General features: G+C 47.9%; 22 protein-coding genes. 17 read left to right on the top strand and 5 right to left on the bottom strand.

Features of this window, described 5'->3' with window-relative positions; translation table 11 throughout:
• Nucleotides 1-266: 266 nt before the first annotated feature.
• From icmF to RF679_RS02295, 3 genes are all read left to right on the top strand, one after another.
• The gene (icmF, locus tag RF679_RS02285) at nt 267-3,545 is read left to right on the top strand and encodes a fused isobutyryl-CoA mutase/GTPase IcmF (RefSeq protein WP_309482613.1); all 3,279 of its coding nucleotides are present in this window, start codon (nt 267-269) and stop codon (nt 3,543-3,545) included.
• 430 nt (nt 3,546-3,975) lie between these two features.
• Nucleotides 3,976-4,611 (top strand): hypothetical protein, encoded by a 636-nt coding sequence (locus RF679_RS02290; RefSeq protein ID WP_309482614.1) that lies wholly within the window; start codon nt 3,976-3,978, stop codon nt 4,609-4,611.
• A 207-nt stretch (nt 4,612-4,818) separates the two neighbouring features.
• Entirely contained in the window at nt 4,819-5,370 is a 552-nt protein-coding gene (locus RF679_RS02295) for an REP-associated tyrosine transposase (RefSeq protein ID WP_309482615.1), read from the top strand.
• Nucleotides 5,371-5,568: 198 nt separating this feature from the next.
• On the opposite strand, the gene RF679_RS02300 is transcribed toward RF679_RS02295, so the two are convergent.
• Nucleotides 5,569-6,549: an alpha/beta fold hydrolase gene (locus RF679_RS02300; protein WP_309482616.1), complete on the bottom strand. Its 981-nt coding sequence runs from the start codon at nt 6,547-6,549 to the stop codon at nt 5,569-5,571.
• A 184-nt stretch (nt 6,550-6,733) separates the two neighbouring features.
• Here RF679_RS02300 and RF679_RS02305 point away from each other — a divergent pair, with 184 nt between their 5' ends.
• The 5 genes from RF679_RS02305 to RF679_RS02325 all read left to right on the top strand — a co-directional run bounded on the left by RF679_RS02305 (nt 6,734) and on the right by RF679_RS02325 (nt 11,093).
• Nucleotides 6,734-7,834 carry an AraC family transcriptional regulator gene (locus RF679_RS02305; protein WP_309482617.1) on the top strand — a complete coding sequence of 367 codons (1,101 nt, stop codon included), beginning with the start codon at nt 6,734-6,736 and terminating at the stop codon, nt 7,832-7,834.
• Between the two features lie 85 nt (nt 7,835-7,919).
• Nucleotides 7,920-9,161 (top strand): nuclear transport factor 2 family protein, encoded by a 1,242-nt coding sequence (locus RF679_RS02310; RefSeq protein WP_309482618.1) that lies wholly within the window; start codon nt 7,920-7,922, stop codon nt 9,159-9,161.
• A gap of 309 nt (nt 9,162-9,470) precedes the next feature.
• Nucleotides 9,471-10,274 carry a class I SAM-dependent methyltransferase gene (locus tag RF679_RS02315; protein WP_309482619.1) on the top strand — a complete coding sequence of 268 codons (804 nt, stop codon included), beginning with the start codon at nt 9,471-9,473 and terminating at the stop codon, nt 10,272-10,274.
• Between the two features lie 77 nt (nt 10,275-10,351).
• The gene (locus tag RF679_RS02320; RefSeq protein ID WP_309482620.1) at nt 10,352-10,561 is read left to right on the top strand and encodes a DUF7661 family protein; all 210 of its coding nucleotides are present in this window, start codon (nt 10,352-10,354) and stop codon (nt 10,559-10,561) included.
• 22 nt (nt 10,562-10,583) lie between these two features.
• A complete protein-coding gene (locus tag RF679_RS02325; RefSeq protein ID WP_309482621.1) occupies nt 10,584-11,093 on the top strand; it encodes a GNAT family N-acetyltransferase in 510 nt (169 codons plus the stop codon).
• Between the two features lie 51 nt (nt 11,094-11,144).
• Here the strand turns inward: RF679_RS02325 and RF679_RS02330 are convergent, their stop codons facing one another.
• The gene (locus RF679_RS02330) at nt 11,145-12,128 is read right to left on the bottom strand and encodes a substrate-binding periplasmic protein (protein WP_309482622.1); all 984 of its coding nucleotides are present in this window, start codon (nt 12,126-12,128) and stop codon (nt 11,145-11,147) included.
• Between the two features lie 202 nt (nt 12,129-12,330).
• Nucleotides 12,331-14,766, bottom strand: a complete 2,436-nt coding sequence (locus RF679_RS02335) for an alpha/beta hydrolase family protein (protein ID WP_309482623.1) — start codon at nt 14,764-14,766, stop codon at nt 12,331-12,333.
• Between the two features lie 155 nt (nt 14,767-14,921).
• On the opposite strand from RF679_RS02335, the gene RF679_RS02340 reads away from it, so the two are divergent.
• The 6 genes from RF679_RS02340 (at nt 14,922) to RF679_RS02365 (ending at nt 21,134) form a co-directional block, all read left to right on the top strand.
• Complete coding sequence (locus RF679_RS02340) at nt 14,922-15,998, top strand: GNAT family N-acetyltransferase (protein ID WP_309482624.1); 1,077 nt, start codon at nt 14,922-14,924, stop codon at nt 15,996-15,998.
• Nucleotides 15,999-16,101: 103 nt separating this feature from the next.
• Entirely contained in the window at nt 16,102-16,398 is a 297-nt protein-coding gene (locus RF679_RS02345; RefSeq protein ID WP_309482625.1) for a hypothetical protein, read from the top strand.
• 98 nt (nt 16,399-16,496) lie between these two features.
• Nucleotides 16,497-17,141, top strand: coding sequence for a hypothetical protein (locus RF679_RS02350; RefSeq protein ID WP_309482626.1), 645 nt, complete (start codon nt 16,497-16,499; stop codon nt 17,139-17,141).
• Between the two features lie 51 nt (nt 17,142-17,192).
• A complete protein-coding gene (locus tag RF679_RS02355; RefSeq protein ID WP_309482627.1) occupies nt 17,193-17,627 on the top strand; it encodes a pyrophosphatase in 435 nt (144 codons plus the stop codon).
• Between the two features lie 249 nt (nt 17,628-17,876).
• Nucleotides 17,877-20,054: a sensor histidine kinase gene (locus RF679_RS02360; protein ID WP_309482628.1), complete on the top strand. Its 2,178-nt coding sequence runs from the start codon at nt 17,877-17,879 to the stop codon at nt 20,052-20,054.
• 267 nt (nt 20,055-20,321) lie between these two features.
• A complete protein-coding gene (locus RF679_RS02365; RefSeq protein ID WP_309482629.1) occupies nt 20,322-21,134 on the top strand; it encodes a glucose 1-dehydrogenase in 813 nt (270 codons plus the stop codon).
• 73 nt (nt 21,135-21,207) lie between these two features.
• Here the strand turns inward: RF679_RS02365 and RF679_RS02370 are convergent, their stop codons facing one another.
• The gene (locus RF679_RS02370; protein WP_309482630.1) at nt 21,208-21,570 is read right to left on the bottom strand and encodes a hypothetical protein; all 363 of its coding nucleotides are present in this window, start codon (nt 21,568-21,570) and stop codon (nt 21,208-21,210) included.
• A 310-nt stretch (nt 21,571-21,880) separates the two neighbouring features.
• Between RF679_RS02370 and RF679_RS02375 the strand changes: the two genes are divergently transcribed.
• The gene (locus tag RF679_RS02375) at nt 21,881-22,249 is read left to right on the top strand and encodes a YfeK family protein (RefSeq protein ID WP_309482631.1); all 369 of its coding nucleotides are present in this window, start codon (nt 21,881-21,883) and stop codon (nt 22,247-22,249) included.
• A 62-nt stretch (nt 22,250-22,311) separates the two neighbouring features.
• Here RF679_RS02375 and RF679_RS02380 read toward each other — a convergent pair whose 3' ends face one another.
• Nucleotides 22,312-22,599, bottom strand: a complete 288-nt coding sequence (locus RF679_RS02380; protein WP_309482632.1) for a hypothetical protein — start codon at nt 22,597-22,599, stop codon at nt 22,312-22,314.
• Between the two features lie 217 nt (nt 22,600-22,816).
• Here RF679_RS02380 and RF679_RS02385 point away from each other — a divergent pair, with 217 nt between their 5' ends.
• Both RF679_RS02385 and RF679_RS02390 read left to right on the top strand, forming a co-directional pair.
• Nucleotides 22,817-23,338, top strand: coding sequence for a hypothetical protein (locus RF679_RS02385; protein WP_309482633.1), 522 nt, complete (start codon nt 22,817-22,819; stop codon nt 23,336-23,338).
• A 60-nt stretch (nt 23,339-23,398) separates the two neighbouring features.
• Nucleotides 23,399-23,749, top strand: a complete 351-nt coding sequence (locus tag RF679_RS02390) for a hypothetical protein (RefSeq protein WP_309482634.1) — start codon at nt 23,399-23,401, stop codon at nt 23,747-23,749.
• Nucleotides 23,750-23,763: the final 14 nt, after the last annotated feature.

The raw sequence follows: 23,763 nt of genomic DNA on the forward strand, positions 1-23,763 counted from the left end.
CAAGTGAGGGGAGTTCAGCAATAGAGAGATATGGTGTGAAGCAAATATGTAGTTTTTTTCAATCATGTATTGGCTTTATCCGAACCTAGGAACCCCTCATCCCCAACCCTTCTCCCGCTTGCGGGAGAAGGGAGTCAAAACCAACAAAGAAACACAATTAATAAGTGACGTGAACGTAAACGTAAAGTAATCAGAAACGAAACGTCATATAATCGAAACCATCAAAAGAATACCCAAACCATGCCACAAGCATCGAAGGAATAAAAATGACCGATCTATCCATCGCCGAGAAGTTAACCGAATACAAACCTAGCAATAAAGTCCGTTTTGTGACGGCAGCATCCTTGTTCGACGGCCACGATGCCTCGATCAATATCATGCGTCGTATTTTGATGGCGAATGGTGCCGAAGTGATTCACTTGGGCCACAACCGTTCGGTCGAAGAAATCGTCACAGCGGCTTTGCAAGAAGATGCGCAGGGGATTGCGATTTCCAGTTATCAAGGCGGACACGTCGAGTATTTCAAATACATGATCGACCTCTTGAGAGAGCGTGGTGGTTCGCACATCAAAGTATTTGGTGGCGGTGGCGGCGTGATTGTGCCAGATGAAATCGCTGACTTGCATGCGTATGGCGTATCGCGCATTTTTAGTCCTGAAGATGGTCAACGCATGGGCTTGGTCGGCATGATTTTGTCCATGATCCAAGCTTGCGATATTGATCTCTCGACCTACGCACCGAATGCTTTGGACGTATTGAAACAAGGCGATATCGCGGACAAACATCGCCCATTGGCGCAATTGATCACGGCACTCGAGAATGACAAAGTGAATCCAGCCATGCGTGCTGAAATTCAAGAAACTGCAAAAGCGATCAAAACCCCCGCCTTTGGTATCACCGGTACCGGCGGTGCAGGTAAGTCTTCTTTGACAGATGAATTGATTCGTCGTATTCGCTTGGACCAAGATGATGAATTGAACATCGCTTTGATCTCCATCGATCCATCGCGTCGCAAGTCTGGCGGTGCATTGCTCGGTGATCGTATTCGTATGAATGCGATCAATCCATGGAAAGGCAAGACACGGGTCTTTATGCGTTCTTTGGCAACACGCGAAGCAGGTTCGGAAATCTCTCCAGCCTTGCCTGATGTGATCGCGGCGTGCAAAGTTGCCGGCTTTGATTTGGTGATCGTCGAAACCTCTGGTATCGGCCAAGGCGATGCTGCCATCGTGCCGCATGTGGATTTATCGATGTATGTGATGACGCCAGAATTTGGTGCTGCTTCCCAGTTAGAAAAAATCGATATGCTCGATTTCGCAGACTTTGTCGCCATCAACAAATTCGATCGTAAAGGTGCGCTCGACGCCCAACGCGATGTCGCCAAACAATATCAACGCAATCGCGAATTGTGGAATAAGAAGCCAGACGAAATGCCTGTGTACGGCACGCAAGCGTCGCGCTTTAATGACGATGGCGTAACTGCGCTATATCAAGGTATCTTGCCTGAATTGGTCGCACGAGGCTTGAACGCGAAACCAAGTAAATTGGCAGCAGTCAGCACCAAAACGTCGAGCGCACAAAACGTGATCGTGCCACCAGCACGTACACGCTATTTGGCTGAGATTGCAGACACTGTTCGTAGCTACCACAAGCACACACACAAGCAAGTAAAGATTGCTCGCGAACGTCAACAATTGACAGCGACCAAGCAAATGCTGGCCGCTGTCGGTAAGTCTGCGGAATTGGATGACTTGATCGCAGAGCGCGAGAACCATCTCACAGCAGAATCGAAAAAACTCGTCACGATGTGGCCCGACATGCAGAAGGCTTACGCGGGTGATGAATACGTCGTCAAAATTCGTGACAAAGAGATTCGTACACGCCTCACGCAAAAATCCTTGTCTGGCACGACGATTCGTAAAGTCGCATTGCCACGCTTTGAAGATCATGGCGAAATTTTGCGCTGGCTAATGTTAGAAAACGTCCCTGGCTCGTTCCCATTCACGGCGGGTGTATTTGCATTTAAACGCGAAGGTGAAGATCCAACGCGTATGTTCGCCGGTGAAGGTGATCCATATCGTACTAACCGTCGCTTCAAATTGGTGTCGCAAGGTATGGATGCCAAACGTTTGTCGACCGCGTTTGACTCTGTGACTTTGTATGGCGCAGACCCAGCGATTCGTCCAGATATCTACGGCAAGATCGGTAACTCCGGTGTGTCTGTCGCTACTTTGGAAGACATGAAAGTCCTCTACGACGGTTTTGATCTGTGCGATCCAGCGACTTCAGTGTCGATGACGATCAATGGTCCAGCGCCAACGATCTTGGCTTTCTTCATGAACACCGCGATTGATCAGCAAATGGATAAATTCCGTGCTGATAATAAGCGTGAGCCAACCGCTGACGAAGCTGCAAAGATCCGCGCATGGGTTTTGATGAATGTGCGTGGCACAGTACAAGCCGATATTTTGAAAGAAGACCAAGGTCAAAATACTTGCATCTTCTCGACGGAATTTTCACTCAAAGTGATGGGCGATATTCAAGAGTATTTCGTGCATCACCAAGTACGTAATTTCTACTCCGTGTCGATCTCGGGGTACCACATCGCCGAGGCCGGTGCGAATCCGATTTCGCAATTGGCCTTCACTTTGTCGAACGGTTTCACTTTCGTTGAAGCCTACTTGGCGCGCGGCATGCACATCGATGATTTCGCAGCGAATTTGTCCTTCTTCTTCAGTAACGGCATGGATCCAGAATACACCGTCTTGGGTCGCGTCGCTCGCCGTATCTGGGCAGTAGCAATGCGCGATAAATACGGCGCGAATGATCGTAGCCAGAAGTTGAAATACCATATTCAAACTTCAGGCCGCAGCTTGCATGCACAAGAAATCGACTTCAACGATATCCGCACCACGCTGCAAGCTTTGATTGCGATCTACGACAACTGCAATAGCTTGCACACCAACGCGTACGACGAAGCGATCACCACACCGACCGACGAATCAGTCCGTCGCGCCTTGGCAATTCAGTTAATCATCAACCGTGAATGGGGCCTCGCGAAAAACGAAAACCCAATTCAAGGTAGTTTCATCATCGAAGAATTGACTGACCTCGTCGAAGAAGCGGTCCTGCAAGAATTCGAGCGCATCGCTGAACGTGGCGGCGTTTTAGGTGCGATGGAAACCGGCTACCAACGCGGCAAGATTCAAGAAGAATCCATGCACTACGAACACCTCAAGCACGACGGCACCTTGCCTATCATCGGCGTCAACACCTTCCGCAATCCAAAAGGTGGCGAAACAGTACAGAAGATCGAATTGGCGCGCTCCACAGAGGAAGAAAAACAATCGCAACTCACGCGCTTGGCAGACTTCCACCAACGCCACGCAGACGTCGCACCACAAGCACTCGCCGCTCTACAACAAGCAGCGATCAACAACGAAAACGTGTTCGCGAAATTGATGGATGCGGCGCGGGTTTGCTCGCTTGGGCAGATTACGACGGCCTTGTTTGAAGTGGGTGGGCAGTATCGACGTAACATGTAAATAACAAGCTGTTAAATCCAATTGGCGGGCACATAGCGTTGTTGCTTTTCCTCGCAATACTCGAGTGTTGCTGCGGGAAGCGCCTAGCTCTGTATCCCGCTAATTGAATTTTCCAGCGTGTTATTGCATAGGGTGGACGTCGAATATTACTCCGTCGTGCGCCTTGTACTGCATCCCGCGAATTGAATTACTTGGCGTGCCAAGTTAGCGGCTTCGTAGGGCGGGTGTATCCCGCGCTGAAAAAAACCTTAACGATTCATCGTTTAAATTTCTTCATCAACACCAAATTTCCCTCACGGCATTTTGAAAATTCCGGCGGCGCGAGTTAGACCCGCCTTACGAATTTAACGATTCCGTTTTGTAAGGTCTTTTACTAGAATGGTATTCGTGGTTCTTTAATTCACTCGACCTTATCCAGCAAAAGAACAGTATGTCGACAGATCACTACACACTAGCATTTTTAGTTCCCAAAGGGACTCAGTTACCCGATGCGGGAAATTTGAGTGAAATAGACGTATTCCGTGGTAGGTTTTTTCGAAATACACCAGAATTGACTGCGACGACTCATTCTCGCAATAATGTCTTGGCGTACAACGTAAAACGCGTGTTAGAGCTATCTATTTCTACAAAGTTGGACTATTTTTTTCAAGATTTTGTGGCGTTCCAAGACGATGATCTACCTAAACTTATTAATCAAATCTCTGGACTGTTAGAGTTGATTACATCAAAGCCAGAATTAGTGGTCGAGGCCACCAAAAGCACGCGACAACACCAAGAACTTGCGGTTGATAAAAATGGGCATATGTGGTGTTCAAATTGTGGTCTCACCTATACGGGCGACTGTTACCAAATTGACGGTTGGGTATACACCTACCGACCTGAGGATATTTTAAGCATGCTTGAGAACGCTCGAGTTTCGACGCCTTCGGTCAAAGATGGAAATGACGTCGATGGCGAAGGATATGGATACTTGTTTTCTATGTTGAAGACACATTTGTTTTTAGCGGAAAAAGCATTGCAGTTAGATATGTGTTTTGTTTTTGAAAACATCGGCGGTTTCAATTGAAATCGGCATTCATGTAGGGCGGGTGCAACCCGCGCTGTAAATACACCTTAACGATTTATCGTTCTAGTTTTTCATCCATCAATTCACCTGCTCGGAATTTTGAACCCACTGGCGGCGCGGGTTTCACCCGCCCTACGAATTATCGGTATTTTTCTCTTTTTGGGTTCGTGATACGCTGGTGGTTTTCTATCGTTCTTTGGCTTAATCATGTCCCGCTATCGCCGCGCTAACGTCAAAGGTGCCACGTATTTCTTTACAGTGGTGACAGAGCGTCGGCAACGGATCTTGACGAACGAGGATGTACGTGAAGCCTTGCGTGCCGCGATTTTCAAGGTACGGGCATCACATCCGTTTGAGATTGATGCTTGGGTTTTACTCCCTGATCATTTACATTGCATTTGGACTTTGCCCGAAGGTGACGCGGATTTTTCTACACGCTGGCGTTTGATCAAACGTGAGGTGACGGTCGCGATTGGTACAAAATATTTTCGCGATGATTTACATACCGACCGTCGCGCGCAAAAACAGCAAGGCACGATTTGGCAACAGCGATTTTGGGAGCATCTCATTCGCGACGATAATGACTATGCCGCGCACATGGATTACCTGCACTTCAATCCAGTCAAACACGGCTTGGTCAAGACAGTTAATGAGTGGCCTTGGTCGTCGTTTCATCGTTTGGTCAAAGAAGATGTTTATTCATCGAATTGGGGTGGCGAGGTGAGCAAATCACTTGTGCTAGAGCACGATGAGGACTAGGAAATCGTAGGGCGGGTGCAACCCGCGCTGTCAATACAACGTAACGATTGATCGTTCTGTTATTCGTTCAAGAATCAAATCACTATTGCTGTATTTTGAAAATGTTGGCGGCGCGGGTTGCACCCGCCCTACTGAAAAGCAGGGGCACTCATCGCTGCGATCCAAGATCGTTCGCCATTTATAATATTTTTGAAAAAGCTATTTCTGGTCCGTGTTATTCGATACCGTACCTAGATCTTCCGCCGTATCCTTCCTCTTGTGAATCAAACTCAAAACAGCCTCAATCACCACCTCCGGATACTGTTCCTGTATCCGATGATTCGCGGGAAATGAGCGCACTTCGGCGTTCGGGTAAAAGCTTTTCATTCGTTCCTCGGCGATCTCAGGATCAACCGCCCACACACCGAAATCTTCGGCGTAGATTACGCCGCGCAGCAAATCTTTGATGAGGCCTTGTGGTTTGTGTTGTTGCGGTGATGATTGGGCGACGATGCGGATCATTGGTTTGTTGTACGCATTAGCTCGTTCCATCACATACTTACCCATCGGTTCGATGTTGGCGATTTCTTGTCGCGCTGTTTTGGATGCGAAGACCCACAGGCCGACACGTGTGAACCAAGGGAACTCGTGATAAGGCTTGGTGACACCCAGTGGTAAGGCATCCACCAGAACTACTGCGTCGATTTGTTCGGGATAGCGCATAGCGTAGACTTGTGCATATTGTCCGCCGAGTGAATGCCCCACTAAAATGTACGGTCCCGGCAGTTCTCGTTGGGCTAACAGGCGCTGTAATCTTAAGCTTTCGGATTCGGGGTTAATTTCGCCATTCGTGCGAGTACTGCGCCCGACGCCGGGTCGGTTGTACAAAAATAGATTGCAGCATTGATCTAGGCCAGCCGCAACCGCTCTCCAGGTTGTCAGGTCTAGCAGTAATCCGTTCTCGAAAACGATAGTGGCCTTCGCATTTGCCACGCGGCGTTCTGCGAATTCTATGGTGGCGGAGTCTAACTGTTGGAGTTCCGAATGAGGAAGAACATTTTGAGTCACCTTTGATTCGGGAGGCTCATGTCGAAGGTCTTGCCCTAAGCAGCTTGAATTCAAACTGAAGTTCAGTAGTAGCGGAAAAAGTAAGAGGCAGATCTGTGTGGTGGTCGAGCGCGCCATTTGTTTGGTTTCCATGATGTGTCGTGAGTTCCCCTCTCGGGCGCCATTATTTCTTAGTCTGCGGTGCTTGGCAATCAATCATTGTTCTGCTTTGAACTTATCTCGCAAGCGAACCCGCTCAAATCAAATGAAAGTTAAAAATCGTGTGTGTTGCCGTAAAATACCGCTGCAATTCAAGAATCCTCAATTACGGTAGACCATGGCAACACTCGATCAACTTTTGTTATTAGTCAGCGGCTTGGGTGGCTTGCATGGCCTATTTTTGGCGGCCTATTTGTTTTTTCGGCCGCAGGGGGCATGGAGTAATCGCTTTCTCGCTGGTTTGATCTTGGCCGTGAGTATTCGCGTGTTGAAGTCGGTCTTCTTCTATTTCAACCCAGCGATCGGTAAGCAGATTTTGCAGTTGGGCTTGTCGGCCTGTTTCATGATTGGGCCTTTGCTGTTCTGTTATACCCAGTATTATCTTGGCGTTGCGCGGGAGACTTGGGCACTGCGTTTGCATTGGCTGGTGCCGCTGGTCTTGGTGGTGACAGTTGGATTGGTTTATCCCTATCATCTGTATCCTGAATTGTGGGGTGGGCCATTCTATCGTGCGATTAACTATAGTTGGCTTGCTTATACCGTGCTTTCTCTTGCCTTCCTTCTGTCCAAGCTAGGACAGATTCGACGCGATCAATGGCCCCAAGAATTGGATTTGCTCATCGTTGTGGCGATAGCGCTTGGTAGTGGGGTGGTGTGTGCGGCCTATTTCTTTTCTTCCTACACTTCTTACATCGCAGGCGCTCTGAGTTTTAGCTTTCTGATTTGTATTGGCTTGCTGGTAGCATTCTTGCGAGTCTTAACGAAACGCCCTGAATTGTCGGAAGAGTCGGAGCTAGCCGAGCTGCCGACACCTGAAACTCCTAGCCCTTACGCAAATAAAAAGATCGCGGAAGAAGATGCCGCACCTTTGATTGTTGAATTAGAGAAGTTTATGGCCGAGCAAAAGGCCTACCTTGACGCCAATTTGACGCTAACGAAGCTGGCGAAAATGTTAACCTGGTCTGCGCCGAAGTTGTCTCAACTGCTCAACGATAATTTACAAAAATCCTTCAATGAATACGTCAATGCTTATCGAATTGAGTATGCGAAAACACTACTAACTGGTGATGCGGCGATGAAAATGGAGGACCTGGCCGAGCGTTCCGGCTTCAATTCTCTGTCGACCTTTTATGCAGCCTTCAAAAAGCATACCCAGCTGACACCCGCGAAATATAAGGCTTTGCAGGAAAATGGGAATTCCGAAATCATAAATCCGTAGTCCGAAATCATAATTCGCCATAGCCTTCTACATCGGCAAACTTTAGCCTTGCTCCTGTTTTCATTCACCTCTGATAGGAGCAACCATGCAAGTCGATGCACGACAAGATTCCCCATCAACAGTCTCAAAGTTTTTAGTACTTTTGAATTCCATCAAGGCGCTGGCAAGCATCCCTTTTTCGCTGCTATTGTTTGCCGTTTGCTGTGTCGTCATCATGAGCAAGGCCCGCGCATCGGAAATCGCTCAAGACTCACAAGGCGAGATCGCAAGCATTCAGAAAGTGCTGCGAGACTATATCGATGGCACTTCTTACAATCATCGGCAACAGATTGCGAGAGCATTTCACCCCGACGCTGATTTGCTGTTGGAGCGTGACGCTAAACCAATAAGTAAAGTTCCTGTGGCTGAATACCTGACATGGTACAAAACAGAAAACCAAGGGAAGTTTAATGGTCGCGTTGGTGAAATCTTGCAGATCGACGTCGGCGACAAATTGGCGCAGGCGAAAGTGGAAATTATTCTCCCTGCAAAAAAGACGCGTTTCATCGATCTGCTGTTGCTGAAGAAGATTGATGGGCAATGGCAAATCATTAGCAAAGCGGCCTCGCAGCAGGTATCACAGCAAAATGCACAGAGAATTCTCTTCATCGTCTCCAATGCACATTTTCATGGTAAGAGTAAGTTGCCGGCAGGCGCCAGTTTCTCGGAAATTGTGAATGCATTTCACACCTTCAAACAGGCTGGATACACCGTCGAGTTCGTGAGCCCAGAAGGGGGCGCGATACCCCTCGCCTATATTGACACTTCGGACTCCCTCCACAAACAGTATCTCTACGATAGCGATTTCATGTTCGCATTGAAGAATACGAAGAAGCCAAGCCAGTTGCAGGCAAAGGATTTTCGTGCGGTACACTACATTGGCGGCAGTAGTGCCATGTATGGCGTCGCCGATAATGCGGGCGTCGCGCAGTTGGTGATGGATATCTATGAGAAGCACAATGGCATAATTTCTTCAGTGTGCCATGGCACCGCAGGTATCGTTCATCTCAAAACGAAGGATGGCAAGTATTTGGTGGCAGGCAAGCGTATCAGTGGATACCCAGAAGATTTTGAGAAACAGACTGCGGAGTACTTTAAGCAATTCCCCTTTTTGATTAAGCGTACGGTCTTGGAACGGCAAGGCAGCTTCCATTTCGGCAAGCCGGATGAAATTCATGTGGAGGTCGATGGTCGCGTGATTACGGGGCAAAATTGGCAGTCATCGGAGCCAGTAGCGAAAGAGATCATTAAGCAGTTGCAAGGTGAGGATGCGGCGACGTTGAAATAAATGCTGCTTGATTGAAGCAAACCAAGAGTTTAAAGGTTTGCAAAAGCAAGAGTGCTTGGTGCTACTTTGCTCCAAGCACTTTTCTGTTTTGGTCATTCTGAAATTCGTTGAGTGGAAAAAGGCACGCAAAGATTCATCACTTGCATTTCCGCATTCGTCACATTTGAACAGAGAAAATAGTCCACCTCTGAAATAATCGATTGAGCTTCTATTTTTGTGGGGCTATCAAAATTTTTCCGAGGGCTAGAGTGAATCAAGATCTGAGATTTCAGCAAGGCCCAATACTTCCTCCAACTCTAAGGACGCAATATGAAACATTGGATCTTTGCCGCTGTATTGAGTGTAACGATACACTTGCCCGCCTTCGCCGAGGATCTCGCATTGAAGGCTGCAGTGAATGCACCAACACGCACCAAAGAAAATGTTGTACGTGATGCCGCACGTCATCCTTATGAGACTTTGAGTTTCTTCGGCATTCAGCCAAACATGACGGTGGTGGAGTTAGTGCCTGAAGGTGGTTGGTACACTGAAATCCTAGCGCCCTATTTGCGCGACAAGGGAACATTGATTGGCGCTGGTGATCCTTTGGTCGAAGGTGATAAAGGCTTTTATACTCGGATGTTCAAAAAGCTACTCGATTCGAATCCCGCGGTGTATGACAAAGTCCGCATGGGTGTGTTTCAGCCATCGGAGAACAATTTCAATTTTGCTGCTGATGGTAGCGTCGATATGGTGCTGACTTTCCGCAATGTGCATAACTGGGTCACAGAAGATAACAAACAAGTTATCGCTGCGTTTAGGGCAGTATATGCGAGCTTGAAATCGGGTGGTGTGTTTGGTGTGGTTGATCATCGTCGCCCAGCCGCGATGTATCAAGATCGCAAAGCACAGAGCGGTTATGTGCATGAGGCTTATGTGATAAAGCTGGCCGAACAAGCGGGCTTTAAGTTGGCAGCGAAGTCGGAAGTGAATGCGAATCCGAAAGACGATGCCGATTATACTTTTGGCGTGTGGTCACTGCCGCCGACCTTGTCCAATGGCGACTATAAGCGCGCTAAATATGTGGCGATTGGCGAAAGCGATAGGATGACTTTGAAGTTCGTGAAGCCCTAGGTTCTCGAGCTAGTCACCTTTCATACTGCATCTTGCTGCGGTATAGTAGAGGGAAGCTGACTTATTTTTTTGAATCTATGCGCTTTAATATTTACGGACGTTTTCAAATCGTCGTCGAGAAAATCGATGGTGCTTGGATTGCATATCAAGTCTCACAAGGAATACGTACGCCAGTCGAAGATCTCGTGATTCCACATGATGTAGCGGAACACGAGATGCTGACCTATCTTGATGATATCTACCATGAGTATGCCGGGTTTGGCCAAGTCATTGAACGAGTTTCTTAATCTTTTGTGACTCGCTGAACGCATGCTTCTCGCCGAAACACAACGACTTCGATTGCGTCCATTCACCTTGTTCGACGCCCAATTTATGCTCGCGCTTCTCAACGATGCGGGATGGCTGCGATACATCGGTGATCGTGGTGTTCGTACAGTCGAGCAGGCAGAGCTCTATCTGCAAAACGGTGCTATCGCCAATTACCAAACTTTAGGCTTCGGATTTTATTGCGTGGAGTTGCGAGAGACTGGCGCACCGATTGGTATGTGCGGTCTAACGCAGCGCGATTATTTACCTGATCCGGATTTGGGCTTTGCTTTTCTGAGCGACTTTGTGGGTCAAGGCTATGCCAAGGAAGCAGCGCTGGCAGTGATGGCGTACGCTCAATCTGAATTAGACCTCAAACACATACTCGCCACAACGCGGCCCGATAATTTTGCCTCAGCTAAAGTGTTGGAGGCGCTTGGTATGCGGTTTCGTGACCTGATGATGCACCCTGATGGCGATCGTCAGCTGAAGCTTTACGAAATCAATTTATGAGCTGTCTTTCGCTTCCTCGGTTTCACTGGGCGAGGCCTAGACACCAGATCTTCATTGTGGCTTGAACCAGAACTTAGGGTTGCTTGGTAAGGATCCTTTTTTAATCAACGGATTTTTTAGTTCAAAAATGACGCGGTGTTTAAGATCTGCTGCGCGAATAAACTCGCTGAAATATTTGTTAAAAACTTTTTCGAAGCTGCCATCTTCGACGGCCTTTTCCAGTCCTCGGGTGAGGTCATCCGCCAATTGCTTTTGTTTGGGCGCGACAAAGAAATAAAATGCGGTAGGGTAGTGTAGGACGAAAGTTTTATCGATCAAAAAATGTCGATATTCGACATTCTTATGTTCGTTCCAGATCGCGATGATGGGACGAGGAAAATAATCAAATCGTTTCGCGCTCAGCATACTGGTAAGCGATTCGTCACTGCCGGTGACGACGGGTAAGCCATTGCGTCGCAAGATGTCGGTATCTGGCCATTGAGTACCTTGTCCAGCACGGAACTGTGCTAGATCTTTCATGGTCTTGACGCTGCTTAGCAGGTTAGGTTGATCGCCATGAATGAAGGGAATGCGCCACCCGAAGAAGCCTTTATCGATCGGGATTTTAATGGCCCGTAGCTGCGCTTCTCGGTCGTCACTTGTCATCGTCCAAATGACGTCGAGTTTGCCTTGGTTCTGGGCGAGATCAAAAATTTGTCGTGCTTGTGGAACGGTGGGGTCAGTCGACTTTACGATTACGTAGTGAGCACCACTCTTTTGGATGGCTAATCGTAAAATCTCAACGATATAAGTCGCGATGGGATCATTGGTGCGTTCAAGATCTTGAATGCGGATCGGAATGGGGTTTGGCTGTGCGACAGCGGGTGCGATCGAATAAGGGACGCAAGCGAGGTAAGTGAGGCAAGTGAGAGAGGCTGCGCATCGCAAAAGTCGTACAGTAAGCCAACCTAGGCAGCGCGTTTGCTGGCGGTGCTTGCTTACATCTGAAATAGCCGAAGTCTCTTGGTAGCGAAAGAGGTGAGCGTGGTTTTCCATGCGGTGTCTCTTCTGATTTTTTCTACGGATCGAATTTCTAAACAGTCTAACGCATTCAAGCTCGGTGCATCGATAAAGTGTTGTTCTCAGGGTTGAACTAATTCGGCGAAAATAAAAAGCACGGTGGTCATGTCGATCACCGTGCTTGTTTATATTACTGTTGATACTGCTGTTCTTACTCAAACCGAGTTGTGAATTCAGCTTATTTTTTCAAACATTTTTCCAAGAATTGATCTTGCTCCCACAACAGATGCAAGATGTTTTCACGTGCCGCATACCCATGACTTTCTTTCGGAAGAATGACCATGCGAGCGGGGGCGCCTAAACCTTTGAGGGCTTGGAAATAACGCTCTGTTTGCAGCGTGAAGGTACCCGGATTATTGTCGGCTTCACCATGCACCAATAACAAAGGTGTTTTCATTTTGTCTGCGTGCATGAAGGGCGACATGGCGGTGTACACCTCAGGTGTTTCCCAGTAATTGCGCTGCTCACTTTGGAAGCCAAATGGTGTCAAGGTCCGATTGTAGGCGCCGCTGCGTGCAATACCGCAGGCGAACAACTTCGAGTGCGTTAACAAGTTAGCCGTCATGAAAGCGCCATAGGAATGCCCACCAACGGCGACCTTTTTTCGATCGATGTAGCCGAGCTTATCGACTGCATCAATCGCAGCTTCCGCATTGGCGACTAACTGTGGCACGAAATTATCGTTCGGCTCAGTTTTGCCTTCACCAATAATAGGGAAAGCCGCATCGTCTAACACCGCATAACCACGCGTTGCCCAATAAATGAAGGAACCGTAACTTGGTGCAGTGAAGGCATTCGGATTATGCGTACTTTGACCAGCGGAATTCTTGTCTTTGTATTCTGCTGGATACGCCCAAATCAAGAGCGGTAATTTGTCTTTCTTGCTCGTGTCATAGCCTGCAGGTAGATACAAAGTACCCGATAATTCCACGCCATCGTTGCGTTGATATTTGATGACTTCTTTCGATACCTCCTTCAAGCCTTCATACGGATTCTTGAATTGAGTGATCGCATTCAATTGACCAGAATTGATGTTGCGGAAGTAGTAGTTGGGATACTCCGTTTTCGATTGAATTTGAACCAGCACTTCGCCTTTCTTCAAATCCTCAACCGACATGAGGTTCTCGATTTTGTCAGTAAAGCTAGATTGATATAAACGAGTCTTGCTCAACGTATCGATACTCAAAGCGTCGATAAAAGGGAACTGACCTTTCTTGCTATGTCCGGCGCCAATCAAGAAAACTTTGCCATCTTCGATCGCCAGAGTGCGACGTTGATATTGATTACGCTTTGTTTCGAATCGGCCCGGGTCGCTGTAGATATCCTGTGAATTACGATCGGAAATCAAGCGTGGTGCAGCACCTGAATTGGATGGATTAAAGAAGTAAGTGCGTTCGCTACGCGTGTCATACCAATTGTCGCTGACAACTGCAACTTGATCATTGCCCCACATAATGCCGCCGAAACGTTGCGTGGTTTTGACGAGCGAGTTTGCTGTTTTATCGAAAGGAGCGTCCCATTGGAAAACCTCATCACGGAATTCGACTTTTTTTGCGGGATCACCTTCGTCCAGAGCGACCACATAGGTCAGGCTTGCAGGCTTGTCGGCGCGCCATGATAAGGACCGCTTGCCGGCGCGGGTGGCGCTGAATCCTTTGGGCATGGTTTCTGTGAGCGGTACTTCATTGACTGTCTTCACCGCCTTACCGTTGAGATCGTACACCACTGTGCTGCTAGGGAAACGGCTGTAAGGAACGATATACGAAAACGGTTTGTGCATGGTGCTGATCATGACCCATTTTCCGTCGGGAGAGAAACTCTCATCGGTGTACATATCCGCTTTTTTGAACAAGCTCGCTTTACCGTTCAGATCGACTTTGTAAAGTTCTGAGCTGGTCAAGGTCACGAAATTATGCTCGTCGCCTTGGTTCTTTAGCAAATCTGGAAATGTGCGGTTTTGCGATGCACTACCAGACGAATTCGAAGTGATGGGGCCAGTTGGAAGATCTTTGCTGGCGTCGATTAAAGCTGGACGTTTTGCGGGCAGTGTTTTTACGAGTAGATTTTCGCTATCCTTGAACCAAGTATAGGGACTGCCGAGATTTGCATTGAGTTTGGCGTCGACGAGTTTTTTTGCTTTGGCACTCGCTACATCGATCATCCACAGCTCGACACCTTTGTCCGTCGTGTTGGTAAAGGCGATTTTCTTTTCATTTGGGGACCACGAGATAAAGGTGATCAGCGGATTCTTTGGCATCCCTTGAATCTCGATTTCCTTGGTGTCACGTACTTTGCGTAATTTGAGCTGATTGATGTAGCTCATCGAACTAGAGATGTTGGTCAAAGGATTGATGCGCAGACCGCCGAGTCGAACCTCGGTTTGATTCAACTCGCTCAGCGTTTTGAATGTGCTGCGATAGCTGAGCAGCATGTTTTCTTTTTGTGAGTCGAGTTGAACACTTGGTGCGCGTACTACATCTGCTAAATCCAAAATGGATTTGGGCGGCGTTTGGTAGCTCAGGTTTTCTTGAGCCATGGCGAGCGTGCTCAAACCAGCACCGGTAATGGCGAGCAAAGCAAGACTCATCGAGCTCGTAAATTTTGTCATTTTCATATGTTGAATACTCCCGTGTTAGACTTTGATTTTTCGTTCTGGGCAATGATTCGTAATTGCGCTGGTAGAGACCGCCTTCAGTCCAGAAAGTTCCGGTTGAAGGCTCATTTATGATAGCCCCATTGTGGTATGAACCCCTGTTTTTTTAGAAGTACATGAAGCTGTTGACCTCGCGCCTAGAATGCCGCCCTGTCTCGCTGGACGATGCGAGTTTTTTATTTGAGTTATATGCAGATCAGCGAACCTCGGCTTTGAGCCCGCTTGCGCCCGTTCGAACGCTCGATGAGATGCGCACGAAAATCGAGCACTGGGTGCAGCATTGGAACCAGCATGGCTTCGGGCCTTGGATCATTTGTGATCGTGATCAGCAGAAAATACTGGGCCTTGGCGGTTTCACTCTGAGAGATTTTGAGGGACAAATTTGTCCTAATCTTTGGTATCGTTTTTCGCCCGAAACCTGGGGAAAAGGATACGCATCCGAATTTGCGATGGCCTGTTTTTTATCGTTTAAAGAAAACCATCCCAAGCTTGTGGTGCACGCCTTGGTGCAAGAGGATCACCATGCTTCTCGACGTATTCTGGAGAAACTGGGTTTGCAGTTGCGTGGGATGATAATGAACGAAACGACAAGCTCGGCGGAGGCGGCTTCGTACAGTCTGCATTTTAGTGACGCTGATGAGAATCGTGCCACCCTGCCGGGAAAGCAAAGCGCATTCGCCGAAACAGCTTGTATGGTTAGGGCGATGCGTGTAAGTGACTTCGCTGCGGTGGTAAAAATACAAGCATCTTGTTATGGTCAACAACTGCAAGAGGACCTTAGTTCGCTTCAAGCGAAGTGGCGAGCGAGCCCGCACACCTGCTTCGTGGCGCAGAGGGATGATGAGCCGATCGCTTATGTGTTTTCGATTCCTGTAGCGCAGTATGATCTGCCTGCTTGGAATGCTGAGACCTGTGAAATTTCTCCGATGGCAGATCGCTTGTACTTGCATGATATGGCTGTAGACCCCAACGCGCGAGGCAGTGGTGTGAGCACCGCCTTATTGCTCAAAATTTTGAGCTGCGCACAGCAGATGAAATTTGAAAGTGTGCAACTCGTGGCCGTGCAAGATTCCACCCAATATTGGTGTAAGCATGGTTTTAAGACGATCGATGTGGGTGGGGCTTTTCAAAAAAAACTTGCGAGCTACGGCGAAGATGCGCGCTTCTTGGTCAAGACGTTAGGCCCAAGCTGAATGGCCGACGCGGATGAATTTTTAAATTGAGAGAAGGACTGCTATGAAGTTGAGTTTTCGAATGCGGAATGTCACCGCTTTAAGTATCGGGTTGGCGATCGCGATGAGCTTACTTTTTTTGCCAACTGGTTTGACATGGTATCAAATGCTTGATGTCCAGATGTGGCTGCATCCAATGCAGTTTGGTCAGGCCCACGCCGGTGTCGCCGCACTCACAGTGTTAGGGATGAGCTTGATGGCCGGTGTTTTATGGTTCATGCCGCGCTATTCACGATCTGTTGCTTATGTGGCTTTGCTCCTGTCCATACTCAGCTTCGTGATCGCTTTCACATTTGCCTTCCGCGTACCTGGAATTTGGGCGTTATGTTGTTTTTCATCATGGCGCTTAACGCGGGGATAGAGACTTAGCCGTAATCGCCTCAATCAGCTCGATCAGCCCCCCAATTTTTTGCTATCCTCTGTGTAGTGAAAATTTTTGGTGGCTTTGCCTCTTTGAATATGCGTATCAATCTTTTATTGAATCGGCTGGGCACGTTCTTGATCGTGATCTTGGCCTGCGTTGCCTGCAGTAAAGGGCAGGCGGACCCGCAATATGGTCGACAGATTGCCGCAAAATATACCTTCGTTGCTGAGGACTTGTCGCAATTCAATCAGTTTCTCGAACAGCAGCGTAGTGCGCCAACGGCAAGTCCCAGTACTCCCTCATTGGCTAGGTGGGTGGGCCCACGCTTGATGGTAGAGCGCGAGTCGAGTCCTTATACGGTGGTGGTCAAGCTCACAGGAAAGTCGCGTTACCGCGGTGATATCTCGACGAGTTTGAGCCTCGGTTGGGAGGTGGATGGTGGTGTTCGAACCAGCGCATTTCCTCCGCTTGCCAAGCAAGATGTTGAGGGCGATATGAGTGTTGTGTTGACCAAAGCGGGAGCACCTGTGCGCTTCGGAGAGAGCAAGACCGTCGCTTTAGTGATTGATTTACTGAAGTCCGAGAATGTGAATATCGAGGGACTTGAGGTCGAAGTGTGGAATGGTGTTGCTGACGATTCTTGGAAGGATGCCTTGCGCCCAATGCGTTGGTTGGGTTTGCTATTTGTGCTGCTTCTCATTCGATATTTTTGGGTCCGCAGCAAGAAAACGTTACTGTAAATTGTGAGTAAATGAAGAGTAAATGAAGAGTAAATAAGGAAAGTCGAGACGATGAGTAAGTTTGCTGAAGATATCGCAAAATTTAATGGCATTTATAAGTTGCCTGTGAATGCACAGCCAACGCTAGAAGTGGGTGTGCCAGCCGCTGAGCGTCTGCTTGCCTTCAAAGATATTTTGATCGAAGAAGTACATGAAATCGATGAAATTATCACTGCGCTCAAAGAAGGAAAAGAACCGTTGGAAGCGCTGACCATGTTGGCCGATTTACTTGGCGATATTCAAGTTTATTGCGCGTCCGAGATGGCGAAGTTTGGCTTGCCTTTGGACCAGGTGCTATCAATCATCATGCAATCTAATTTCTCTAAGTTGGGTGCCGATGGCCTGCCTATCTATGACGAGCGTGGCAAGGTGATGAAGGGACCGAATTATTGGAAGCCCGAACCGAAGATTCGTGAGTTGCTTGAGGGGCAGCAAGGTTTGGCGTGAATCATAAATAAGCTGTGGTAAAGCATGAAAGCGGCCTAGGCCGCTTTTTTATTTCTGGATGTTCATGAGTTTCGTTCATTCTTTCGTTAATGTTGATTCTTTATTTAATTGCACTCATATTTCGATTTGTCGTTTTCACGTCTGTATAGCTAAAGGTCGATGATGGCGGTTTTGAGCACTTGGTGGTAAGTTAGTGTTTCTTTAGTGCATTAATTGAGTTTCTAAAATTCTTGAGTTAGTGAAGAACCGATGCTTTTAGATGCCCGTACCGTCATTTCTATTATCACGATTAGCACCTTGCTGATTGCCTTGGGATTGGCCTTGGTTGCCCGTGGGCCGCTCGGGAATATTCGAGGTGTGTCCCACTGGGCTATTGCTACTCTCGTGCAGGCAGGTGGTTGGATTGTTTCTGGAATATTGCGCGGACAGGTACCTGAGCTGTGGTCCATCTTGGTCGGCAATCTATGTATTGTTGGCGCCCTTGTGATGTATCACCTGATCCTGTCCGACTTTTTGGGACATCGCGGCCATCGAAAGTATTGGCTGTTTGGTCATACTGCATTGGGCATAGGTTTAATTTATTTTACTTTGCAAAAAAATGATGTCGCAGTTCGATCTGTCTTGATATCTGCATTTGTTGCGGCAATCACTTTGGCGAGTGCCAGATTGTTGCGTCAACGAGCACGGCACATGCCGAGCAGCCGTTTCATGTACGGCCTGTATTTGTTCTCAGGTGGTTTCATGTTGGTTCGCGCCTTTAACTTCGCGTTTATTGAAACAGCACCTGTACAAAATGCATTTAGTGGGAGCGCATTCAAAGATATCTCGCTAGTGATCTTTTTCTTGTTCTCGGTACTGTTGTCGTTCGGTTTTGTGCTTCTTTGCAATGAACGTTATGCTCAACAGCATCACCGAGTTGAGGGAGAACTATTAGAGAAAACGCGCTTGTTTGAACGACTTGCGAGTCAAGTACCAGGTACTATTTACCAGTATCAGCGCTTTGAGAATGGACGTACTTGTTTTCCCTTTGCCAGCGTCGGTATTGAAAAGATGTACGAATTGCGCGCTGAGGATTTAATCGAAGATGCTTCAGCGGTGCTGCAAAGAATACATCCTGATGATACGGAAATGGTGGTGGCCTCGATTCGAGAGTCGGCGCAAACTTTAAAGCCTTGGCGCGCACAATATCGTGTTGTGTTACCTGAACAAGGATTGCGCTGGCGAAGTGGACAAGCTCAGCCAGAACGCTTACCAGATGGCAGCGTCCTTTGGCATGGATACATCTACGATATTACCGAGCAGGCTATGGTGGAGGCACGTCACAAGAAGTTGGAGCAAGAAGTCCTTGATAGTTATCATGCACTTGAAGCAAGCGAGCAGCGTCTACGAAGGCTTATGAATTCCAGCATCATCGGAATCTTGCAAGGCAATGCAACGGGCGTCTTGATTGAGGCCAATGATGTGTTGTTACAGATGCTCGGATTAGAGCGTAGGGCAGTCGAAAACTCAGAAGCGAATTGGTTTGAGTTTGGACAAATTCCTGAGTTGACGCGACAAATCAATGCGATTCGAAGTTTAGATCAAGCGGAATCTGTTCCGCCTTTTGAAACGCAGTTGGTGCGCAAAGATGGCCTGATCATTCCTGTCATGTTTGGGGTCGCGAAATTAGCCGAAAGCGAGAACGAATGGGTTGGTTTTGTTTTAGACCTCAGGGAACAAAAACGCATTGATCATTTGAAGTCAGAGTTCATTTCCATTGTTAGCCATGAGCTGCGCACGCCACTGACGTCGATTCGTGGTGCGATGGGCTTATTGGAATCAGGTGTGATGGGCGAACTACCACCGAAGGCTTTGCACTTGATCCAGATTGCCCACAAAAACAGCCAGCGATTAACTTCGCTGGTGAATGACATTTTGGATATGGAGAAGCTCGCCACAGGCAAAATGCGCTTGAATATGCAAGAACTGGATCTGCGTCAGGTGATCGAACATGCCATCGAATCAAATGCACCGTATGCTGAAACTTACCAGGTGAGTTATCAGCTTCACACTCAATTAACGCAGGCCATCGTGTTGGCCGATAGTGATAGGATTATGCAGGTACTGGCTAACCTCTTATCAAATGCGGCTAAATTTTCCAATCAACACGATGTGGTCGATGTGCGTTTGAAAGATGAGCCCGAACACTATGTGATTGAAGTCGAAGATCACGGGCGCGGTATACCTGCTGAATTTCATGACCGCATTTTTGGAAAATTTGCCCAAGCGACCGATTCCTCGACGCGCCAAAAAGAAGGTGCTGGACTAGGCTTACATATCTCCAAATCCTTGATCGAGAAAATGCAAGGCGAAATTGGATTCTACTCAGAAGAGAAAATGAAGACTGTCTTCTGGATACGATTACCAAGGCTCATGTTGGATGTGTAAAATATGACATTCAATTGATAATTGATGTTGCAATAATTTGAATGAATAGTCAGTAGGCTTGAATGGAACTCTTCAATTCCTCATCAGCGACAGCCACACGACACTGCTCATCACTTTCACGACTGATTTGCGCAAGACGCCTAGAGACGATTGAATGAACACTATCCTCGCTTAAAAAAATTGAACCTCCATGCCGTGCTACTTACTCATCACTTGTTTTGATGAGGCATCCTGCCGGTCGCTTCAAAAATTTTTGTAGGATAGTTTATGTCGAGACTAAACAATAAAGTCGCCCTTATCACGGGCGCGGCACGTGGCATAGGCGCAGCGATTGCGCGTGCCTTCATCGAGCAAGATGCGATCGTTGTTCTTACTGATATTGACGATGATGTAGGGCAAGCGCAAACGCATGCGCTTGGAGATAGAGCACTGTATTTTCATCTTGATGTACGCAGGGAAGAGCATTGGGCGAGAGTGACTGCTGAGATTGAATCGCGCTTCGGTCGTCTTGATGTACTCGTGAATAATGCGGGCATTACCGGTTTCGAAAATGGTCTGTGCGCACATGATCCTGAGCATGCTTCATTGAGCGATTGGCGCGCTGTGCACGAAACCAATCTCGACGGCTGTTTCTTGGGATGTCGCGCGGCGATTCGTGCTATGCGACCGCAAGCTAAGGGCTCGATTATTAACATTTCTTCGCGCTCTGGCTTGGTCGGCATTCCTGGTGCTGCCGCATATGCATCGTCGAAGGCTGCCATCAGAAATCATACGAAGTCGGTGGCTCTGTATTGTGCCGAACAAGGTTTGGCGATTCGCTGCAATTCCATTCATCCTGCCGCGATTCTGACCCCGATGTGGGAACCCTTGCTCGGGAGCGGTGTGGAACGTGAAGCGCGTATGCGCGAATTCGTGAAAGATTGTCCATTGCAGCGTTTCGGTGCGCCAGACGAGGTGGCAGCCTTGGCTGTTTTGTTAGCTTCAGATGAGGCTACTTATATCACCGGCAGTGAAATGAATATCGACGGCGGCATGCTTGCGGGAGCCTCGCAAAAGCCTAGCCCGCCGCGTGAAAGCTAGCGGGAAGATGCGTATCGAATTCCAATCGATACGCATCGTTAGCTGATTTTAATTTTCCCGATTTGGTTACATTCTATTTTTCACCTTCACGTGCTTGTTTCGGTGGTGGGCGTCGATCTTTGCCCTCCTCGCCGTTCTCACGCGGTGGGCGAGGTGGGTGTTCGGGGCGGGCGAATAAGCCTTTGGCAGATTCAACGCACGTCCCTTTCATCTTGTCGCCACGTGGTGTGGTGATCTCCACCACATCATTTACCTTCTTCGTTTTGCACGCTTCAAAGGCTTGTGGTGGTGGCTCGCGACGTGGCTCATCTCTACGTGCGTCCATATTGTTTGTCTGTTGAACAGAGGCTTGGGCAAAACTTGTGGCACATAGGAGGGCGACGCCGAGTGCGATGAGTGTTTGAGAGAGCGTTCGAGAAGTGGCAGGCGATTTCATATGGTCCTCTTCAGTATGTGTGTAGGTTAAGTGGCTTAAATGTTTTTAGCGTTCGAAAATAGATTGTTAGATTTGATCGAGTGCTCGCCGATGGGAGGTGACTAGTCAGCGCTCACAATCCTTGCGATGGTCGATAGGCTCAGTCTAAGTAAAGACTGTGAAGGAATAATGAAGAAGGAGAGCGAATGCCAAGCTGCCAAGACAGTTTGTGATTTATCTTCCGTGTTGTTGAAGGAAATTCTAGGTTATGATGCCCACCTGAATGCCTTCACTTGTTAGGCTTAGGAAAACATTTTTGAGAGTTGAGTCAATGAAGAAAATCGGATTGTTGTTGGCGATGAGTTTGTTTTTTTGCTTGCCATCTTTTGCCGTTGAGATGCCTCCGCAGAGTAAGACTGAAGTCGATGGTTTATTGAAACGATTAGCAGGCTCTGGGTGTCAGTTCAATCGTAACGGAAGTTGGTATTCAGCCCAAGAAGCCAAAGAACATCTGGCCAAGAAGTTTGATTATGTTCTCGAGAAAAAGATGGTGGCGAGCGCAGAGCAATTTATCGAAGTAGCCGCGTCAAAAAGCAGTATGAGCGGCAAACCCTATCAGGTTAAATGCGGCGATGCTCCTGCACAGAACAGCGCAGAATGGTTATTAGCCAGTCTGCGCGATATGCGGGCAAAAAAATAGCGAGGAGTGTTGGCGAATCGAGTAATGCAGTGGTGGAGCTGAGCGAATTCGCGGATAGCGCATTACTTCTCGATGTGATCGATGCCTGGCGGATTGCGCGCGAACCATAGCCACGCTGTGTCAACGCCGCGATGGCGTAGCACGAACTGATTGATGTTGGCTTTGAGGTAAATGACAGCAATTGCCATCATTAGAATCGCGAGGCATGCGCTCAGTGTGGTGAAGAGTAATTTGGTGAAGGCGACTTGCGGAAATACATCGTTCGCGAACACCAACAGCAGTGTCACAAGAGCACCTGCAGCAATACTACTGCGGAGAACGAGAGAAATCGTGGATTGGCTGATTTTCATGATGGTCTGTTTGGCTTGATTGATGAGATTGCAGACTTCCGTTTTGCTGTCGCTTGAGCGGTATTCAAGCTTGAATGCAGCATAGTGAAGATTTTGAAAATAGCAAGATTTTTCGGATTCTGAGCACTCTATAATAGACTATAGCCGTGCCGTTTGAAACGATGGGAATCGTATAACCGACGGCACTTTAAGTTTGAATTTTTGAGTTGAGATAGCGATGAATACACGCGTAGTGGGGTGGTTTCGAGGGTATTGGGCTTCGTTCATACTGGCCTTATCAGTCCTTTTGGTGGGCTGCAGCCTACCTCTGGTCCCACCATATGATAAAGCAGTGATTGATGCTTTGAATGTTGCTAACACCGAGACAATGACTTTGTTCGCGAGTGTTGATACGGGAACGAAACAGTATGATTACGCCAACCGCGCTGAACGATATGCGCAAGTGATTGGTAAATTGGATGCACTTATTATCGCCGCCAATGCGCGTCCAGTTCCCAAGAATCAGGCCAGCGAACGCTTGAACAACACGCTTGATCAGATGTTGCCGGCGAGTGCTAACACTGCGGAGATCAAAATCCCTAGCGTGTACGCGATGAAGAAAATTAGCGAAACCATGACTAAAATGCGTGACACCGATATGAAGCAAGGACTGACTAGCTATGAGGTGATTGCCTTTAAGCAGCAAGTCAGTATTTATTTGGATCAGGCTATCACCTACGAGAATTTTTTGCAGCGTTGAATTCACCCTTAGAGTTCAACCAATTCAATCACAATGATATTGGGAAGCAGTGAAACAATCATGAGCATCGACACCAATCAACTCGTACTAGATATGAAGATGGCCGCGAGCGCCGTCTTAAACGCCGACCTCACGGCGTTTCGTGGCTTTTCCGAGCGGCAGTTAGACGCGATTGCGAAACAGACTGAATTCGTCGCGATTGGCATTGCCAGCAAACAAATTACGGATGAGACTAAGGATTTTTTTCTCGATGCGATTGAGGACATGAGCCTCAGCTTCGTTAAGACTTTACGGGGTTTGCTATTAGCCAGCGTCGAAAAAGTTTGGAGGGCGATTGTTGGCGTGATTTGGAAGGCGCTGTCGCAAGCAACAGGATTAGTCTTGCCCGTGCCTGTGCTTCCTGGACATTGATGACGATTGGGATC

Source organism: Undibacterium cyanobacteriorum (assembly GCF_031326225.1).
GTDB classification, from domain to species: Bacteria; Pseudomonadota; Gammaproteobacteria; order Burkholderiales; family Burkholderiaceae_D; genus Undibacterium; species Undibacterium cyanobacteriorum.

What these genes read in the sequence shown, in the direction of transcription:
- RF679_RS02325 (WP_309482621.1), top strand. Translation starts at nt 10,584, where the DNA reads ATGCTTCTCGCCGAAACACAACGACTTCGATTGCGTCCATTCACCTTG.
- RF679_RS02295 (WP_309482615.1), top strand. Translation starts at nt 4,819, where the DNA reads ATGTCCCGCTATCGCCGCGCTAACGTCAAAGGTGCCACGTATTTCTTT.
- RF679_RS02305 (WP_309482617.1), top strand. Translation starts at nt 6,734, where the DNA reads ATGGCAACACTCGATCAACTTTTGTTATTAGTCAGCGGCTTGGGTGGC.
- RF679_RS02290 (WP_309482614.1), top strand. Translation starts at nt 3,976, where the DNA reads ATGTCGACAGATCACTACACACTAGCATTTTTAGTTCCCAAAGGGACT.
- RF679_RS02330 (WP_309482622.1), bottom strand. Translation starts at nt 12,128, where the DNA reads ATGGAAAACCACGCTCACCTCTTTCGCTACCAAGAGACTTCGGCTATT.
- RF679_RS02335 (WP_309482623.1), bottom strand. Translation starts at nt 14,766, where the DNA reads ATGAAAATGACAAAATTTACGAGCTCGATGAGTCTTGCTTTGCTCGCC.
- RF679_RS02315 (WP_309482619.1), top strand. Translation starts at nt 9,471, where the DNA reads ATGAAACATTGGATCTTTGCCGCTGTATTGAGTGTAACGATACACTTG.
- RF679_RS02350 (WP_309482626.1), top strand. Translation starts at nt 16,497, where the DNA reads ATGCGTATCAATCTTTTATTGAATCGGCTGGGCACGTTCTTGATCGTG.
- RF679_RS02385 (WP_309482633.1), top strand. Translation starts at nt 22,817, where the DNA reads ATGAATACACGCGTAGTGGGGTGGTTTCGAGGGTATTGGGCTTCGTTC.
- RF679_RS02345 (WP_309482625.1), top strand. Translation starts at nt 16,102, where the DNA reads ATGAGCTTACTTTTTTTGCCAACTGGTTTGACATGGTATCAAATGCTT.
- RF679_RS02360 (WP_309482628.1), top strand. Translation starts at nt 17,877, where the DNA reads ATGCTTTTAGATGCCCGTACCGTCATTTCTATTATCACGATTAGCACC.
- RF679_RS02300 (WP_309482616.1), bottom strand. Translation starts at nt 6,549, where the DNA reads ATGGAAACCAAACAAATGGCGCGCTCGACCACCACACAGATCTGCCTC.
- RF679_RS02340 (WP_309482624.1), top strand. Translation starts at nt 14,922, where the DNA reads ATGAAGCTGTTGACCTCGCGCCTAGAATGCCGCCCTGTCTCGCTGGAC.
- RF679_RS02375 (WP_309482631.1), top strand. Translation starts at nt 21,881, where the DNA reads ATGAAGAAAATCGGATTGTTGTTGGCGATGAGTTTGTTTTTTTGCTTG.
- RF679_RS02320 (WP_309482620.1), top strand. Translation starts at nt 10,352, where the DNA reads ATGCGCTTTAATATTTACGGACGTTTTCAAATCGTCGTCGAGAAAATC.
- RF679_RS02390 (WP_309482634.1), top strand. Translation starts at nt 23,399, where the DNA reads ATGAGCATCGACACCAATCAACTCGTACTAGATATGAAGATGGCCGCG.
- RF679_RS02310 (WP_309482618.1), top strand. Translation starts at nt 7,920, where the DNA reads ATGCAAGTCGATGCACGACAAGATTCCCCATCAACAGTCTCAAAGTTT.
- RF679_RS02370 (WP_309482630.1), bottom strand. Translation starts at nt 21,570, where the DNA reads ATGAAATCGCCTGCCACTTCTCGAACGCTCTCTCAAACACTCATCGCA.
- RF679_RS02380 (WP_309482632.1), bottom strand. Translation starts at nt 22,599, where the DNA reads ATGAAAATCAGCCAATCCACGATTTCTCTCGTTCTCCGCAGTAGTATT.
- RF679_RS02365 (WP_309482629.1), top strand. Translation starts at nt 20,322, where the DNA reads ATGTCGAGACTAAACAATAAAGTCGCCCTTATCACGGGCGCGGCACGT.
- icmF (WP_309482613.1), top strand. Translation starts at nt 267, where the DNA reads ATGACCGATCTATCCATCGCCGAGAAGTTAACCGAATACAAACCTAGC.
- RF679_RS02355 (WP_309482627.1), top strand. Translation starts at nt 17,193, where the DNA reads ATGAGTAAGTTTGCTGAAGATATCGCAAAATTTAATGGCATTTATAAG.